This window comes from Humibacillus xanthopallidus (assembly GCF_006716675.1).
GTDB classification, from domain to species: domain Bacteria; phylum Actinomycetota; class Actinomycetes; order Actinomycetales; family Dermatophilaceae; genus Humibacillus; species Humibacillus xanthopallidus_B.
Genome location: NZ_VFPM01000002.1, coordinates 1,119,269 through 1,134,271 on the forward strand (window position 1 = coordinate 1,119,269; position 15,003 = coordinate 1,134,271).

General features: G+C 71.3%; 14 protein-coding genes. 13 read left to right on the plus strand and 1 reads right to left on the minus strand.

The features are described from left to right. The first annotated feature begins 17 nt into the window (after positions 1-17). Positions 18-617, plus strand: a complete 600-nt coding sequence (locus FBY41_RS13115) for an antibiotic biosynthesis monooxygenase (RefSeq protein ID WP_141844669.1) — start codon at positions 18-20, stop codon at positions 615-617. Here FBY41_RS13115 and FBY41_RS13120 read toward each other — a convergent pair. Next, the gene (locus FBY41_RS13120) at positions 601-2,139 is read right to left on the minus strand and encodes an amidase family protein (protein ID WP_185749042.1); all 1,539 of its coding nucleotides are present in this window, start codon (positions 2,137-2,139) and stop codon (positions 601-603) included. The genes FBY41_RS13115 and FBY41_RS13120 overlap by 17 nt on opposite strands. 127 nt (positions 2,140-2,266) lie before the next feature. Here FBY41_RS13120 and sqr point away from each other — a divergent pair, with 127 nt between their 5' ends. The 12 genes from sqr to FBY41_RS13180 all read left to right on the plus strand — a co-directional run bounded on the left by sqr (position 2,267) and on the right by FBY41_RS13180 (position 14,989). Further along, positions 2,267-3,523: a type III sulfide quinone reductase, selenoprotein subtype gene (gene sqr / locus FBY41_RS13125; RefSeq protein ID WP_141844671.1), complete on the plus strand. Its 1,257-nt coding sequence runs from the start codon at positions 2,267-2,269 to the stop codon at positions 3,521-3,523. Positions 3,524-3,538: 15 nt separating this feature from the next. Continuing rightward, a complete protein-coding gene (locus tag FBY41_RS13130; RefSeq protein ID WP_141844672.1) occupies positions 3,539-3,853 on the plus strand; it encodes a TusE/DsrC/DsvC family sulfur relay protein in 315 nt (104 codons plus the stop codon). 60 nt (positions 3,854-3,913) lie between these two features. Next, positions 3,914-4,441 carry a DsrE/DsrF/DrsH-like family protein gene (locus FBY41_RS13135; RefSeq protein WP_141819251.1) on the plus strand — a complete coding sequence of 176 codons (528 nt, stop codon included), beginning with the start codon at positions 3,914-3,916 and terminating at the stop codon, positions 4,439-4,441. Between the two features lie 119 nt (positions 4,442-4,560). After that, complete coding sequence (locus FBY41_RS13140) at positions 4,561-5,298, plus strand: response regulator transcription factor (RefSeq protein ID WP_260439750.1); 738 nt, start codon at positions 4,561-4,563, stop codon at positions 5,296-5,298. Next, positions 5,295-7,937 (plus strand): DUF4153 domain-containing protein, encoded by a 2,643-nt coding sequence (locus FBY41_RS13145; protein ID WP_141844673.1) that lies wholly within the window; start codon positions 5,295-5,297, stop codon positions 7,935-7,937. Before FBY41_RS13140 ends, FBY41_RS13145 begins: the two co-directional genes overlap by 4 nt. 14 nt (positions 7,938-7,951) lie before the next feature. Continuing rightward, on the plus strand, positions 7,952-9,094 hold the full coding sequence (locus FBY41_RS13150) for an aminotransferase class V-fold PLP-dependent enzyme (protein WP_141844674.1): 1,143 nt from the start codon (positions 7,952-7,954) through the stop codon (positions 9,092-9,094). Between the two features lie 122 nt (positions 9,095-9,216). Beyond that, positions 9,217-9,945: a UMP kinase gene (pyrH, locus tag FBY41_RS13155; RefSeq protein ID WP_141819259.1), complete on the plus strand. Its 729-nt coding sequence runs from the start codon at positions 9,217-9,219 to the stop codon at positions 9,943-9,945. 115 nt (positions 9,946-10,060) lie between these two features. Next, on the plus strand, positions 10,061-10,618 hold the full coding sequence (gene frr, locus FBY41_RS13160; protein ID WP_141844675.1) for a ribosome recycling factor: 558 nt from the start codon (positions 10,061-10,063) through the stop codon (positions 10,616-10,618). 49 nt (positions 10,619-10,667) lie between these two features. Continuing rightward, positions 10,668-11,600 carry a phosphatidate cytidylyltransferase gene (locus FBY41_RS13165; RefSeq protein WP_260439751.1) on the plus strand — a complete coding sequence of 311 codons (933 nt, stop codon included), beginning with the start codon at positions 10,668-10,670 and terminating at the stop codon, positions 11,598-11,600. A 4-nt stretch (positions 11,601-11,604) separates the two neighbouring features. After that, positions 11,605-12,420, plus strand: a complete 816-nt coding sequence (locus FBY41_RS13170) for an SDR family NAD(P)-dependent oxidoreductase (RefSeq protein WP_141844677.1) — start codon at positions 11,605-11,607, stop codon at positions 12,418-12,420. A gap of 15 nt (positions 12,421-12,435) precedes the next feature. After that, positions 12,436-13,683: a 23S rRNA (adenine(2503)-C(2))-methyltransferase RlmN gene (gene rlmN, locus FBY41_RS13175; protein WP_260439752.1), complete on the plus strand. Its 1,248-nt coding sequence runs from the start codon at positions 12,436-12,438 to the stop codon at positions 13,681-13,683. 157 nt (positions 13,684-13,840) lie between these two features. Next, positions 13,841-14,989, plus strand: coding sequence for a N(5)-(carboxyethyl)ornithine synthase (locus FBY41_RS13180; RefSeq protein WP_141844678.1), 1,149 nt, complete (start codon positions 13,841-13,843; stop codon positions 14,987-14,989). Positions 14,990-15,003: the final 14 nt, after the last annotated feature.

Sequence of the window (15,003 nt, forward strand, 5' to 3'; positions counted from 1 at the left end):
GACCTGAGGAGGGCCGCATGGCCACCGACACGCGAATCGCCCCGGCGGACACCGACGGTCCGTTGACGGTCTCGATCACCCGACGGGTGCGTCCGCAGGACGAGCTGCTCATGCAGGCCTGGGTGCACGCGGGCACCTCGATGGCTGAGCGCTTCGACGGCTTCCTCGGCGCCGGTTGGGTCCGGTCGGGTGAGCAGGACTGGCACATGCTCTACCGCTTCGACTCGCGGGCGCACCTCGACGCCTGGGAGCGGTCGACGGAGCGGATGCGTTGGCTCCGCTCGGCGGCCGACCTCGTCGAGCACCGTCGCACCGAGTACCGCACGGGCATCGAGGGGTGGTTCGACGAGCCGGAGACGCGTTCCATCCCTGACGTGACGGAGTCGCCCACCGCGGCGGCGGTGCCCCCGCCGAGGTGGAAGCAGGCGACGGTCATCTGGCTCGCCTTCTTCCCGACGAGCCTCGCGCTCACCGTCCTGCTGGCACCCGTGAGCGCAGGCTGGCCGGTCGTGCTGCGCGTGCTCGTCTCGACGCTCGTCGCGACCCCGTGGATGACGTACGTCTTCCTGCCCTTCGTCACCCGACTATGCGGGCGCTGGCTCAGAGCCGCGGGCTGACCCTCGCGTGGGTCGCCGCCTCGAGAGCGCCCGCCCAGCGCAGCACGTGGGCGTCGGCCCCCCGCCGGCCGATGAGCGTGGCGCCGACCGGCATACCGCTCGACCGGAGGCCCAGGGGCACGGTCACGGCGGGGTGTCCGGCGCTGGCGTAGAAGGGGGAGTGGACGTTCGACAGGGACAGGAGCACGTCGGCGCCGACCCGCTCGAAGGCCTCGTCGAGCAGCTGTCGTGAGCGCTCGACGAGGGCCGCGGCGGCCGCGGCGTGTGCCTCGGCAGTGGTGCGGCGCACGGCGGCGAGGCTGACGAGGGTCTGCCCCCGGGGGATGCGGCGCTCGGGGTCGGCGAGGCCGAGACGCTGCAGCTCGGCCACGGATGCCGGTCCTCCCGCGGCGGCCACGGCAGCCATCGTCTCGTGCGAGAGCCCGCCGAGCACCACGGCCAGGAGCTCCTTCTCGACCGAGGACGTCGTCCTCGCGTCAGCCACCTCCACCTCGACGCAGGTCGCTCCGACCGCCTCCAGCGCGGCTGCGGCCCGGTCGAGCAGGGCGGCGTTGTCGGTCGTGTCCTCGAGGGCGCTGCGCTGGCGCACGACCTCGGCCCGGAGCACCCCGACCCGCGAGCCCGGCAGACCGCCCGGTTCGCCCGACTCGACGCGGACCGCCCCGCCGGTCATCGCCTCGAGCAGGTCGGCCGCGTCGGCCACGGTGCGGGCGACGGGCCCGGCGTCGTCCTGGGTGGAGACGAGCGGCACGATGCCCGTGCCGGGAACGAACCCGTGGGTGGGCTTCATGCCGACGACGCCGTTGAAGGACGCAGGCGCGAGGAGCGAGCCCGAGGTCTCGGTGCCGATGCCCACGACAGCAAGGCCGGCGGCGACGGCGACAGCCGTGCCGCTGCTCGAGCCGCCGGGTGAGAAGTCGGGGCCGTAGGGGTTGGCGGACTGACCCCCGACGGCGCTGACGCCGGGGGTGGTCGACACCGCGCCGGCGAGCTCGGAGAGGTTGTTCGTGCCGAGCAGGACCGCCCCCGCCTCGCGGACGGCAGCGACCACGGCAGCGTCGCCGTCGGCCACGTGCTCGGCGAGCGAGAACGTGCCCGCCGTCGTGTGCAGCGGACCCGCGGTCGCGATGTTGTCCTTCACCGTCAGGGGTATGCCGTCCAGCCGGCCTCGCGAGGCACCCGCGGCACGTCGTTCGTCCGACTCACGTGCCTCGTCGAGAGCATGTGGGTTGAGCTCGATGATGCTCCGGAGCCGGTCGTCGTGGGCCCGGACCCGGGCGAGGTGGTGCAGCAACAGGTCGCGTGCGGTGAGCGATCGGGAGTCGAGCGCCCTTGCGAGAGAGGCAATGTCGGCTCCGTCGACCAGGGCGCTGACCCGGTCGGCGTCCGTGCTGGAGAGGGCCGCCAGTGCGGCCTCGAAGGGAGCGAAGTCGAGAGGACGGAGCCGCTCGGGTGTCGTGACCCGTCGTGCCGCGCGCCTCGACGCAATGACGGAGCGGGCGGCGTCGAGGTATGCGGGCACGGTCGAACTGTAGTGCCCGGGTGAGCGTGTCGCAGGGTGCGGAGGCGCCCCCGGTGTCTGCACGGTCACACTCCCGCTGTCTCGTGGGTCACAGCGTTCACATACCCATGGGGGTACCGTCGGGAACATGACCACCACACAGAAGTCCTTGGTGGTGCTGGGCGCTGGAACGGCCGGAACCATGGTCGCGAACAAGCTCCGACACCGCCTGTCGAAGAGTGACTGGAAGATCACGGTCGTCGACAAGAACGACATCCATGACTACCAGCCCGGCTACCTGTTCATCCCCTTCGGCATGAACACTCCAGACCAGATCCGCAAGAGCAAGCACGCCTTCATCCACGACGGCATCGAGCTCGTCCTCGCTGACATCGACCGTGTCGACGCCGAGGCGAAGTCCGTCTCGCTCACGGACGGGCGGACGCTGACCTACGACTACCTCGTCATCGCCTCCGGCACCTCCCCGCGGCCGGACCAGACGCCCGGAATGCTCGGCGACGAGTGGCACAAGTCCGTGGGCGAGTTCTACACGTACGAGGGCTCGGTCGCGTTGCGTGACGCCCTCGACGCCTTCACCGGCGGGCGTCTCGTCGTGCACATCACCGAGCTCCCCTTCAAGTGCCCGGTCGCCCCGCTCGAGTTCACCTTCCTCGCCGACGACTACCTCAAAGGCCGTGGGTTGCGCGACCGGACCGAGATCGTCTTCGTCACGCCCCTCGACGGCGCCTTCACCAAGCCGGTGGCGAGCAAGGAGCTGGGCCACCTGCTCAAGGAGCGCGGCGTCACCGTCGAGACGGACTTCATGGTCGAGAACATCGACCAGGAGCGCAAGGTCCTCATCTCCTACGACGAGCGAGAGGTCGCCTACGACCAGCTCGTGACGATCCCGCTCAACATGGGCGCCGACTTCGTGGCCCGCTCGGGCCTCGGTGACGACCTCAACTACGTGCCTGTCGACAAGCACACGTCGCAGTCCACGCAGTACCCGGAGATCTTCGCCCTCGGCGACGCGAGCAACATCCCGACCTCCAAGGCCGGATCGGTCGCGCACTTCTCCGTCGAGGTCTTCGTCGAGAACTTCCTCGAGCTCGTGGCCGGCAAGCCCATGACGCACTCGTTCGACGGGCACGCCAACTGCTTCGTCGAGTCGGGCCAGGGCAAGGCCCTGCTCCTCGACTTCAACTACGACACCGAGCCGCTCACCGGCACGTTCCCCATCGCGAAGATCGGCCCGATGACCCTGCTCAAGGAGTCGCGCGCCAACCACGTCGGCAAGCTCGCCTTCCGGCACGTCTACTGGAACGTGCTCCTGCCCGGCCGACCGATCGGCCTCCCCGCCCAGATGTCCATGACCGGCAAGATCCCGGCCGACGCCACAGTCTGAAAGGACCGAATTCCCATGCCCAGCACGACCATTGCCGGCCGCCAGATCAACGTCAACGACGAGGGCTTCCTCGTTGACCCGGACGACTGGACCGAGGAGCTCGGCGCCGAGTTCGCCCGCCTCATCGGTGTCGAGATGACCGAGGACCACTGGAAGCTCGTCAACTACCTCCGCCAGGACTACAGGGCCCAGGGCGAGACCCCTACCCTCCGTCGCGTCAGCACCCAGACGGGGATGCCGGTCAAGCAGCTCTTCACCCTGTTCCCCGGCAAGCCGGCCAAGAAGATGGCCTACGTCGCCGGTGTGCCCAAGCCGAAGGGCTGCGTCTGAGCCAGCGCGCTCGCACCGACCAGCCTCTCCCACCACACCGAAAGACCTGAGGAGCACGACATGACCACCATCGACCACGACGTCCAGACCGAGACGCCGTTCGTCCCGTCCTTCGACACCCCGTCGGAGGAGGGCCGCAAGCTCGCCATCATCTGCAGCAAGGGCACCCTCGACATGGCCTACCCGGGCCTCATCCTCGGCAACGCCGCGCTCGGCGAGGGCATCGAGACCCACCTGTTCTTCACCTTCTGGGGCTTCGACATGATCAACAAGAAGACCCAGAGCAGCCTCAAGGCCACGTTGCTCGGCAACACCGCGATGCACATGCCCCAGGGCCTGGGCGGCATTCCGGGAATGACCCACCTCGCCACGTCTCAGCTCAAGAAGGCCATCGCCGAGCTCGACATTCCCGAGGTGCCCGACTTCCTCGACCAGATCGTCGCGTCAGGTGGTCACCTGTGGGCGTGTCGACTGTCTGCGGACATGAACCATCTGACGGAGGCGGACCTGCGTGACGATGTCGAAGGCATCATCTCGGCGTCCGACTTCATCGAGATGACCGCAGGCGCCCAGCTGCTCTTCATCTGAGGCAGCCGGGGTCTGGACGGCCCGGAGCGGTGCACCCGCCCCGGGCCGCTTCGCGTCTTCACAGGATCTCCACACGTCGCACGCGCCCGCTGCCGCAGCCCGCTCCTAGGCTCGAGGACATGAGCCAGGGGACCAGCGCTGCACCGCCGAGGCACGACACGCAGGCGATGCTGCTCGTCGTCGAGGACGACGCGACGATCAACCAAGCCCTCACCGATCGCCTTCTCGCAGAGGGGTTTCGAGTCGTCCAGGCGTTTGACGGGCCGGGCGCCGTGCAGGCACACGAACATCACGCGCCTGACCTCGTCGTCCTCGACCTCATGCTGCCCGGCTTCGACGGGCTCGAGGTGTGCCGGCGCATCCAGGCAGAGCGGCCCGTGCCGGTGCTGATGCTCACCGCCCGAGCCGACGAGACCGACCTGCTCGTCGGCCTCGGGGTCGGCGCAGACGACTACCTCACCAAGCCCTTTCGCATGCGCGAGGTCGTGGCCCGCATCCGGGCGCTGCTGCGCCGGGTCGACCGCGCCCGCGACCTCGCGGGCACCCAGACCAGCCAGCTCGCGGTCGGCGACGTCGTCGTCGACCGGGCCTCCCGCCGCGTCGTCGTCGCGGGCACCGAGGTGCACCTGACCCCTCTGGAGTTCGACCTGCTCATCGCGCTCGCTGCGGAGCCCGGGACCGTGCGCGGTCGCGACGACCTCATGCAGGAGGTGTGGGGCTGGGCCGATGCCCGCGGCACCCGCACCCTCGACAGCCACGTGAAGGCACTGCGGTCCAAGATCGGTGCCGAGCGGGTGCGCACCGTGCACGGCGTCGGGTACGCCCTCGAAGGGTCGCCGCGACCGGGTGCCCGGTGAACGCCGACCGCCCGCTCGACGGCATCCGGTCGATCAAGGTCAAGCTCGGCCTGCTCGTCGCCGTGAGCATCGTCGTGGCTGCCGTCGTGGCGCAGATCGGCGACCGCGCAGGCGTGCCGACCTGGCTCACGCTGCCGGTGACGATCGTCGCCGCGCTGGGGGTCACCCAGTGGCTCGCCCGGGGCATGACCTCGCCCCTGCGCGAGATGACGTCGGCGGCGTCACGGATGGCGACGGGCGACTACTCCCAGCGCGTGTCGGCGACATCGGCCGACGAGGTCGGCGCGCTCGCGGCCGCCTTCAACACGATGGCAGCCGACCTCGCCGATGCCGACCGGCAACGCCGCCAGCTCGTCGCCACCGTCTCGCACGAGCTGCGGACCCCCCTCACGGCGCAGCAGGCGTTGCTCGAGAACCTCGTCGACGGTGTCGTGCGCCCCGACGACGCGGTGCTGCGCACCGCCCTCGCCCAGGCCGAGCGACTCGGGGCCCTCGTGGGCGACCTGCTCGACCTCAGCCGGGTCGACGGTGGCCGGGTCCCGCTCACGCTCGCCCGCGTGGACGTGCGTGAGCTCGTCGAGCAGGCCGTCGCCGAGGCCGCGGTGTCGCGTCGCGGCACCGTCCACGTCGTCGACGTCCCGAGCGGCCTCCGCGTCGTCGCCGACGACGCGCGCCTGCACCAGGTGCTCGCCAACCTCCTCGACAACGCCGACCGGCACAGCCCTGCCGGTGGCACCGTCACCGTGAGTGCCGGCCGCGAGGGCTCGGAGCGCTGGTGGCTGCTCGTCCGCGACGAGGGCCCGGGCGTGCCGGCGGAGTCGGCGGAGCGCATCTTCGACCGCTTCGGCTCCGGCGACGACGCCGGTGGCGGCACGGGCATCGGCCTCGCGATCGCGAGCTGGGTGTGCGAGCTGCACGGCGGGTCCATCTCGGTGCTCGAGACCCCGCCGGGGGAGCGTGGCGCTCGCATCCGTGCCGTCCTGCCGCTCGAGCCACGACCGGCCCCCACGCCCGCAACCCCAGCGCCCCAGAAGACCACCGAACCGCCCCACCTCGAGGAGCCTCCCGTGCCACAGCCCGTCCCTGCTGCAGCCGGTGCGTCACCGGCCACCCCCGGCGCTCCCGGCGCCCCGACGAGGTCCACGGACTCCGTCCCGGTCGGCGACCGCGAGCCGCTCATCGACTCCGTGTTCGGTGACCTGTGGCCCGAGGCTGGGCTCGCCCCGCAGGTCCGGCTGCTCCTCGTGTGCGTGGGGGTCGGCGTGCTCTCGGCGATCCTGCTGCCCTACCGGAACATGGGTCTCGCGCTCCTCGTCGTGCTGCTGACCGGCGGCGCCGTGCTGTGGCGCACGTCCGGGCGCCGGACGTCTCGGTGGTCCCTCGTCACCGCGGTGGTCTGCATCGGGCTCGCCTCGCTGGCGGTGCTCCGTGCCGCCGACTGGCTCATGGTGCTCGCCGTCCTGCTCGGGATCGTCCTCACCGCGACGGCCCTGACCGGCGCCACCGGCCTGCCCTCCGTGGTCGCGGGGGCCGCGGCGTGGCCGCTGGCGGCGCTGCGCGGCCTGCCGCTCCTCGGTCGGACCATCGGTGCGACGAGCCGCGTCGCCATCGTCTGGCCCATCGTGCGCACCGCCGCGATCTCGCTCGTCGCGCTCGTCGTCTTCGGGGGCCTCTTTGCGTCGGGCGATGCGGTCTTCGGCTCGTGGGCCGGTGCCCTCGTTCCTCAGCTCGCCTGGGACAGCCTGATCTTCCGCTTCTTCGTCGGCTTCGTCATGGGCGGCGCGCTTCTCGCCGCTGCCTACGTCGCCCTCAACCCGCCCAAGGTGCAGCGGATCGTCGCCCCGGTGGCCCGCCCCGTCGCCCGGGTGTGGGAGTGGGTCGTGCCGTTCGGCCTCGTCGTCGCACTCTTCGTCGCCTTCGTCGTGGCACAGGCGGCGGCGATGTTCGGCGGCCACGACTACGTCCGGCGGACGACCGGGCTGACCTACGCGGACTACGTCCACCAGGGCTTCGGCCAGCTCACCGTCGCCACGGTGCTCACCCTCGCGACCATCGCGCTCACCGTGCGCAAGGCGCCCCAAGAGACGCCTCGGGAGAGACTCGTGCTCCGGGTCCTCGTCGGCTCGCTGTGCGCCCTGACGCTCGTCGTCGTCGCGTCCGCGCTGCACCGCATGGACCTCTACCAGCAGGCGTACGGCTTCACCGTGCTGCGCGTGCTCGTCGACGCCTTCGAGCTGTGGCTCGGCCTGCTCGTCGTCCTCGTGCTCGTCGCGGGCATCCGGCTCCGCGGCTGGTGGCTGCCGCGAGCAGCGCTCCTGTCGGCGGCGGCCTTCGTCCTCGTGGGCGGGGTGCTCAACCCGGAGGCCTGGGTGGCTCAGCACAACATCGACCGGTATGCCGCCACGGGCAAGCTCGACATCGCCTACCTGTCCACGCTCGGTCCTGACGCCGCCCCGACCATCGTCGCCGGCCTGCCCCGTGACCTTGCGATCTGCGCGGTGGCGCTCGACCCGGCGTCCGGCGACGACGTCCTCGCGTGGAACCTCGGCCGGTCGCGGGCCTCGGCCCTCGGCCTGGCCCCGGCCTCGGATGCCGAGCTGAACCGGTGCACCACCCTGGAGGACGCGGCACCGCGCTGAGGCAGGATGGGTCGGTGCGCCGTGACATCGCCGATCTCTTCGAGCTCGACCCGCGCCTGACCCACCTCAACCACGGCGCGTTCGGGGCGGTGCCCCGCGCGGTACGCGAGGCTCAGGACCGCGCCCGTTCCGCGGTCGAGCGAGCGCCGATGCGGGCCTTTCGTGACGAGCTGCCTGCCGCCCTCGAGGCGGCGCGTGCGGCGGCCGCCGCCTTCGTCGGGGTGCCGGCCGACACGGCTGCCCTCGTGCGCAACGTCAGCGAGGGCGTTGCCGTCGTGCTCTCCTCGCTCGAAGTGGGCCCGGGCGACGAGGTCGTCGTCAGCTCGCACGGCTACCCGACAGCGGCGTACGCCGTCCAGTCCCGGGGTGCGACGGCGACCACGGCGACCTTCGGGCTCGGCGACGACCCCCACGACGTCGTCGACGCCGTCGCGCGAGCGGTGACCGACCGCACCCGGCTCGTCATCATCGACCACATCACCTCGCCGACGGCCCTCGTGCTCCCGGTGGCCGAGGTGGCCGCCGCCGTCACACCCGTGCCCGTGCTCGTCGACGCCGCGCACGTCCCCGGCGCGCTGCCGGGGCTCGTCGTGGAGGCGCTCGGGGTCGACTTCTGGGTCGGCAACCTCCACAAGTGGAGCTACACGCCGCGCTCGGCGGCCGTGCTGTGGGTCGCGCCGCACCACCGCGACCGGGTCCGACCGCTCGTCACCTCGTGGAGCCACGGCCTCCCCTTCCCCGCCAGCTTCGACCTGCAAGGCACGGTCGACCACTCCGCCTGGCTCGCCGTCCCCGACGGCCTCGCGGCGTGGCACGCGCTCGGCGGGTGGCAGCAGGTCGAGCGCAACGCCGAGCTCCTGCGGCGGGGAGCCGAGCACGTGCGCACGGCCCTCGGCACGCCGAGCCCGCGCGCCGGCATACCGACGGCACCGTGCCTCGAGGTCGTCGCGCTCCCGCCCGGGGTCGCCGAGACGCCGGAGGGCGCCGCGTCGCTGTGGCAGCGGCTGTATGCCGCGGGCTTCGTCGTGCCGCCCGTGTCCTTCGCGGGGCGCGGGCTGCTGCGGCTCGCGGCCGCCCCGTACAACGACGAGGACGACTACGAGCGCCTCGCCGACGGGCTCCCCGCGCTCCTGGGGGCCGGCTCGAGCGCCCCCTGAGGCTGCTCTGACGGGCCCCACCTGCGGCGTCGGCGCGGGTGGGGCCTCGATGCGGCCGTGGCGGGCCGCATGTGGAAAGATCGACCGACCGCCGGAACTGTCCCACGAGGAGGCCCCGCGCCATGACCGACGCCCACTCCACCCACTTCCACCGGGTGCTTCTCAAGCTCTCCGGCGAGGTCTTCGGCGGTGGCCGCATCGGCCTCGACCCGGCCGTCGTCGCCGGAATCGCCACCCAGATCGCCGACGCCGTGCGCGGCGGCGTCGAGGTGGCCGTCGTCATCGGCGGTGGCAACTTCTTCCGCGGCGCCGAGCTTCAGCAGCGCGGCATGGACCGCACGCGCGCCGACTACATGGGCATGCTCGGCACGGTGATGAACTGTCTCGCGCTCCAGGACTTCCTCGAGAAGGAGGGCATCGAGACCCGCGTGCAGTCGGCCATCGGCATGCAGCAGGTCGCCGAGCCCTACATCCCGCGGCGGGCCATCCGCCACCTCGAGAAGGGCCGCGTCGTCATCTTCGGAGCCGGTGCGGGCATGCCGTTCTTCTCGACCGACACCGTGAGCGCCCAGCGCGCCCTCGAGATCAAGTGCGACGCCGTGCTCATCGCCAAGAACGGCGTCGACGGCGTCTACGACTCCGACCCCCGCACCAACCCCGACGCGAAGAAGCTCGACACCGTCACCTTCAACGACGCGATCGTCGAGGGGCTCAAGGTCGTCGACGCCGCCGCCTTCAGCCTCTGCATGGAGAACAAGCTGCCGATGGTCGTCTTCGGGATGGAAGGCGCGGGAAACATCACGCGGGCGCTGCTCGGTGAGAGGATCGGCACGCTGGTCACCAACGCCTGACCACGCCTGGCCCGCCCGACCAGCACCTGACCAGCACCTGACCAGCACCTGACGAGCACCTGCACGACGTGACAGCACCCACTGGCACCACCGAGGACGAGGAAGCGCACGCACCATGATCGAAGAGACCCTGTTCGAGGCCGAGGAGAAGATGGACAAGGCCGTCGAGGTCCTCAAGGAGGACTTCGCGGGCATCCGCACCGGCCGCGCCAACCCGGGCCTGTTCAACAAGCTGATGGTCGAGTACTACGGTGCGCCGACGGCGCTGCAGCAGCTCGCGTCGTTCCAGAACCCCGAGCCGCGCACCATCCTCGTCATCCCCTTCGACAAGTCGGCGATGCACGAGATCGAGCGCGCCATCCGCAACTCCGACCTCGGCGTCAACCCGAGCAGCGACGGCAACCAGATCCGGTGCGTCATGCCCGAGCTGACCGAGGAGCGCAGGCGCGAGTACATCAAGCTCGCACACCACAAGGCCGAGGAGGCGCGCGTCTCCGTGCGCAACATCCGGCGCAAGGCCAAGACCGACCTCGACAAGCTCGTCAAGGACGGCGAGGTCGGCGAGGACGACGGCTCGCGCGCCGAGAAGGAGCTCGACGGCCTGACGAAGAAGCACACCGACCTCGTCGACGGTCTCGTCAAGGCCAAGGAGACCGAGCTGCTCGAGGTGTGACCCCCTCGGCTCTCGACCCACGATGACGACCGATCCACCACCGGACCCCGTGGAGCCAGTCCCCACGGCGGCCCACGAGGGTGAAGGCCTGCTCGATCCCGTGCCCTACGACCCCGCCCTCGACGACATCGCCGGCCTGCCGCCCGAGCAGGTGCTCGCCAAGAAGCCCAGCCGGGCCGGCCGCGACCTGCCGACGGCGATCGGGGTCGGCGTCGGCCTGGGCGCGCTCATCATCGCGACCCTGCTCATCCGCAAGGAGTCGTTCGCCGTCGTCGTCGCGCTCGCGGTGATGGTCGCCATCTGGGAGCTACGAGCGGCTCTGCGTCACGCCGACGTCCGGGCCCCCTTCGTGCCGGCGCTCGTCGGCTCCTCCGTCATGATGTGGGCGGCCTACGTGCACGGCCCGGCCGCCCTGACCGTCGCGTGGGCGCTGACCTGCGCCGCCATCGTGCTGTGGCGCACGACGGGTCGCCTCGCCGGTGCCGGCCGTGACGTGCTCGGCGGCATCTTCATCGCGACCTACCCGACCTTCCTCGTCGGCTTCGCCATGCTCCTGCTGTCGGCGGAGGACGGCGTCGCGCGGATGTTCGTCTTCCTCGTCACCGCCGTCTGCAGCGACATCGGGGGGTATGCCGCGGGCGTCCTCTTCGGCAAGCATCCGATGGCTCCGACGATCAGCCCCAAGAAGTCGTGGGAGGGCTTTGCCGGCTCGGTGCTGCTGTGCGTGGTCAGCGGCTCCCTGACCGTCCACTTCTTCCTCGGGCACGCCTGGGTCATCGGCGTGGCGATGGGCGTCGGCGTGGCCATCGCCGCGACCGTCGGCGACCTCATGGAGTCGCTCATCAAGCGCGACCTCGGCATCAAGGACATGTCCCACATCCTTCCCGGCCACGGCGGCATCATGGACCGCCTCGACTCGCTCGTCGTCGTCGCGCCGATCGTCTGGGCCGTGCTGACGCTTCTCGCCGTGCAGCCGGCCTGATCCCATGGCCCCGGACCGAGACGCCACCGTCGTGCCACCCTTCGACCAGACCGGCCGCGTCGTGCTCGTGACCGGAGCTGGCGGGCCGACCGGCATCGGCTTCGTGACCGCTGCGCTGCTCGGGCGGCTCGGAGCGACGGTCGCGTTGGCCGCGACGACGGCCCGCGTCGACGACCGGGTCCGCGAGCTCGAGGCCATGGGGGTGACTGCGTCCGGGCACGTCGGAGACCTCACCGACCCCGACGTGGCGGCACGGGTCGTCGAGGAGTGCGTGGCGCGGCACGGCGGGCTCGACGCCGTCGTCAACAACGCCGGCATGGTGAGCGCCACCGAGCCCGACACCCTCGGCGGGGGGATCGACGAGACCGACCCCGACCGGTGGCGCCGGTCGATCTCGCGCAACCTCGACACCGCCTACTTCGTCACCCGTGCCGCGATGGCGCACCTGCGGGCGTCGGGCCGGGGTCGCGTCGTCTTCGTCAGCAGCGTCACCGGCGCCGCGATGGGCATGCGCCGCGAGGTGGGGTATGCCGCGTCGAAGGCCGCGCTCGTCGGCCTCGCGCGCGGGCTGGCGGTCGACGAGGGCCGCCACGGCGTGACCGCCAACGTCGTCGGGCCCGGCTGGATCGCCACCGGGTCGCAGACCGACGACGAGGCGCTCGAAGGGCTCGTGACACCGCTCGGCCGGTCCGGCACGCCGGAGGAGGTGGCGGCGGCGATCGCCTTCCTCGTGAGTGCGGAGGCGGCATACGTCACCGGTCAGGTGCTGCTCGTCGACGGGGGCAACACCGTGGCGGAGCAGCGGGCCCTCGACGCCTGAGACAATGGGGGCACCATGACCGAGTCCCCTGACCCCACCGTCCCCGCTCCCGAGGCCACGTCACAGCCGACCTCCGACGCGCCCACCGCGCCGGTCGCCCCCGTCGTGCTGCCCGAGCCGACGACCACGCGTCCCGTGCCGGGGCAGCTGACCTTCCAGGCCCCGCGCCGGGGCAAGCCGCCGCGGCACCTGGCCGACTTCACCCCGACGGAGCGCAAGCAGGCCGTGGAGTCGCTGGGGCACAAGGGCTTTCGCGCCAAGCAGCTCTCGACGCACTACTTCGAGCGGCTCGAGGACGACCCTGAGCAGATGACCGACCTGCCCAAGGCCGTGCGGTCCGAGCTCGTCGCCGACCTGCTGCCGACGCTGCTGACACCGATCGTGCAGCGGGTGGCCGACGACGGGCAGACCCTGAAGTACGCGTGGCGTCTGCACGACGGCGCCATCGTCGAGTCGGTCCTCATGCGCTATCCCAAGCGCGTGACGATCTGCATCTCCAGCCAGGCGGGGTGCGGCATGAACTGCCCCTTCTGCGCCACGGGCCAAGCCGGTCTGACGCGCAACCTCTCGGCGGGCGAGATCGTCGAGCAGGTCGTGTGGGCGGCCCGGGCGCTGCGCCGCGGTGAGCTCGCCGGCGGCGGCGACGAGGACCGTGAGGCCCCGCTGCGGGTCAGCAACGTCGTCTTCATGGGCATGGGCGAGGCGCTCGCCAACTACAAGGCGTCGATCGGGGCGATCCGCCGGCTCACCGACCCGGCACCCGACGGCCTCGGCATCTCCGCCCGCGGCGTCACGATGTCGACGGTCGGCCTCGTGCCCGGCATCGACAAGCTGACGGCCGAGGGCATCCCGGTGACGCTCGCCCTCTCACTGCACGCCCCCGACGACGAGCTGCGCAACGAGCTCGTGCCGATCAACACACGGTGGTCGGTCGACGAGGCCCTCGATGCCGCCTACCGCTACTACGAGGCGACCGGCCGGCGCGTTTCGATCGAGTACGCCCTCATCCGCGACATCAACGACCACGGCTGGCGTGCCGACCTGCTCGGCGAGAAGCTCGCGGCGCGGGGGAGCGGGTGGGTGCATGTCAACCCGATCCCGCTCAACCCGACTCCCGGCTCGAAATGGACTGCGTCGCGACCCGGCGTCGAGCAGAACTTCGTCGAGCGGCTGCGGGCACACGGCATACCGACGACGATCCGCGACACCCGCGGCCAGGACATCGACGGGGCCTGCGGGCAGCTCGCCGCCTCGACCGCCTGACGCATCGTGCGGGGCTGCGTGAAGCGCGTCACCCGCGCTCTGATGCCCGACGTCGGGAGGTGTCCGGGCGTAGGCTGAACGGGTCCTGACCACCCGGGCCCCAGTGGTGTCGCCACCGGCGGACGGCGCGGCGGACGGCCCCTCAGGAGGTAGCCGCGTGAACCAGCTCAGCCTCGGCGTCATGTCCCGGTCGCTCAAGGAGAACGAGAGTCGGCTCGCCCTGCACCCCCACCACCTGAGCCGCATCCCCGAGGAGCTGCGCGGCAGCATCTACCTCGAGCGGGGCTACGGTGAGCGCTTCGGCGTCACGGACGGCCAGCTGTCCGAGTGGGTCGCCGGCTTCCGCACGCGGGAGCAGCTCGTCGAGGAGTGCGACGTCATCCTCCAGCCGAAGCCGCTGCTCAGCGACATTGCCGCGCTGCGCGTCGGTCAGGTGCTCTGGGGCTGGCCGCACTGCGTGCAGGACAGCGAGCTCACGCAGCTGGCGATCGACCGTCAGCTCACCCTCATCGCCTTCGAGGCGATGAACCACTGGAACGCGGACGGGTCGTTCAGCCTGCACGTCTTCCACAAGAACAACGAGCTGGCCGGCTACTGCTCGGTGCTCCATGCGATGCAGATCGCGGGGATCACCGGTGACTACGGGCCGCACCGACGGGCCGTCGTCATCGGCTTCGGCGCCACCGCCCGCGGGGCCGTGACGGCCCTCAACGCGCTCGGCGTGATGGAGGTCGACGTCCTCACCCACCGACAGACTGCGGCGGTCGCCTCGCCCATCCACTCGGCGCACATGGTCCACTTCGACACCGACGACACCCGGGCGAGGGTGAGCCACGCCGTCACCGAGGACGGCAGGGTGCCGCTCGGGGAGTTCCTCGCCGACCACGACATCATCGTCAACTGCGTGCTCCAGGACACCGACGCACCACTGATGTTCATGACGGACGAGGACCTGAAGCACGCTGCACCCGGCACTCTCATCATCGACGTGTCGTGCGACGAGGGAATGGGGTTCACGTGGGCCAAGCCCACGACCTTCTCCGAGCCCACCTTCATCGTCGGCGACAACGTGCTCTACTACGGCGTCGACCACAGCCCCTCCTACCTGTGGAACGCCGCGACGTGGGAGATCAGCGAGGGGCTGCTGCCCTTCCTGCCGACGGTCATGGGTGGCCCCGAGGCCTGGGACGCCCACCCGACCGTCCGCCGGGCCATCGAGATCCGCGACGGGGTCATCCAGAACCCCGCCATCCTCAGCTTCCAGGGCCGCTCGCCGAGGCATCCCCACTTCCCGCTCGCGACCTGACCCCGGTGGTTGGG

Excerpts from the sequence above, each read along its gene's own strand:
- FBY41_RS13115 (WP_141844669.1), top strand. The coding sequence starts at position 18 with ATGGCCACCGACACGCGAATCGCCCCGGCGGACACCGACGGTCCGTTG.
- sqr (WP_141844671.1), top strand. The coding sequence starts at position 2,267 with ATGACCACCACACAGAAGTCCTTGGTGGTGCTGGGCGCTGGAACGGCC.
- FBY41_RS13130 (WP_141844672.1), top strand. The coding sequence starts at position 3,539 with ATGCCCAGCACGACCATTGCCGGCCGCCAGATCAACGTCAACGACGAG.
- FBY41_RS13135 (WP_141819251.1), top strand. The coding sequence starts at position 3,914 with ATGACCACCATCGACCACGACGTCCAGACCGAGACGCCGTTCGTCCCG.
- FBY41_RS13140 (WP_260439750.1), top strand. The coding sequence starts at position 4,561 with ATGAGCCAGGGGACCAGCGCTGCACCGCCGAGGCACGACACGCAGGCG.
- pyrH (WP_141819259.1), top strand. The coding sequence starts at position 9,217 with ATGACCGACGCCCACTCCACCCACTTCCACCGGGTGCTTCTCAAGCTC.
- frr (WP_141844675.1), top strand. The coding sequence starts at position 10,061 with ATGATCGAAGAGACCCTGTTCGAGGCCGAGGAGAAGATGGACAAGGCC.
- FBY41_RS13170 (WP_141844677.1), top strand. The coding sequence starts at position 11,605 with ATGGCCCCGGACCGAGACGCCACCGTCGTGCCACCCTTCGACCAGACC.
- rlmN (WP_260439752.1), top strand. The coding sequence starts at position 12,436 with ATGACCGAGTCCCCTGACCCCACCGTCCCCGCTCCCGAGGCCACGTCA.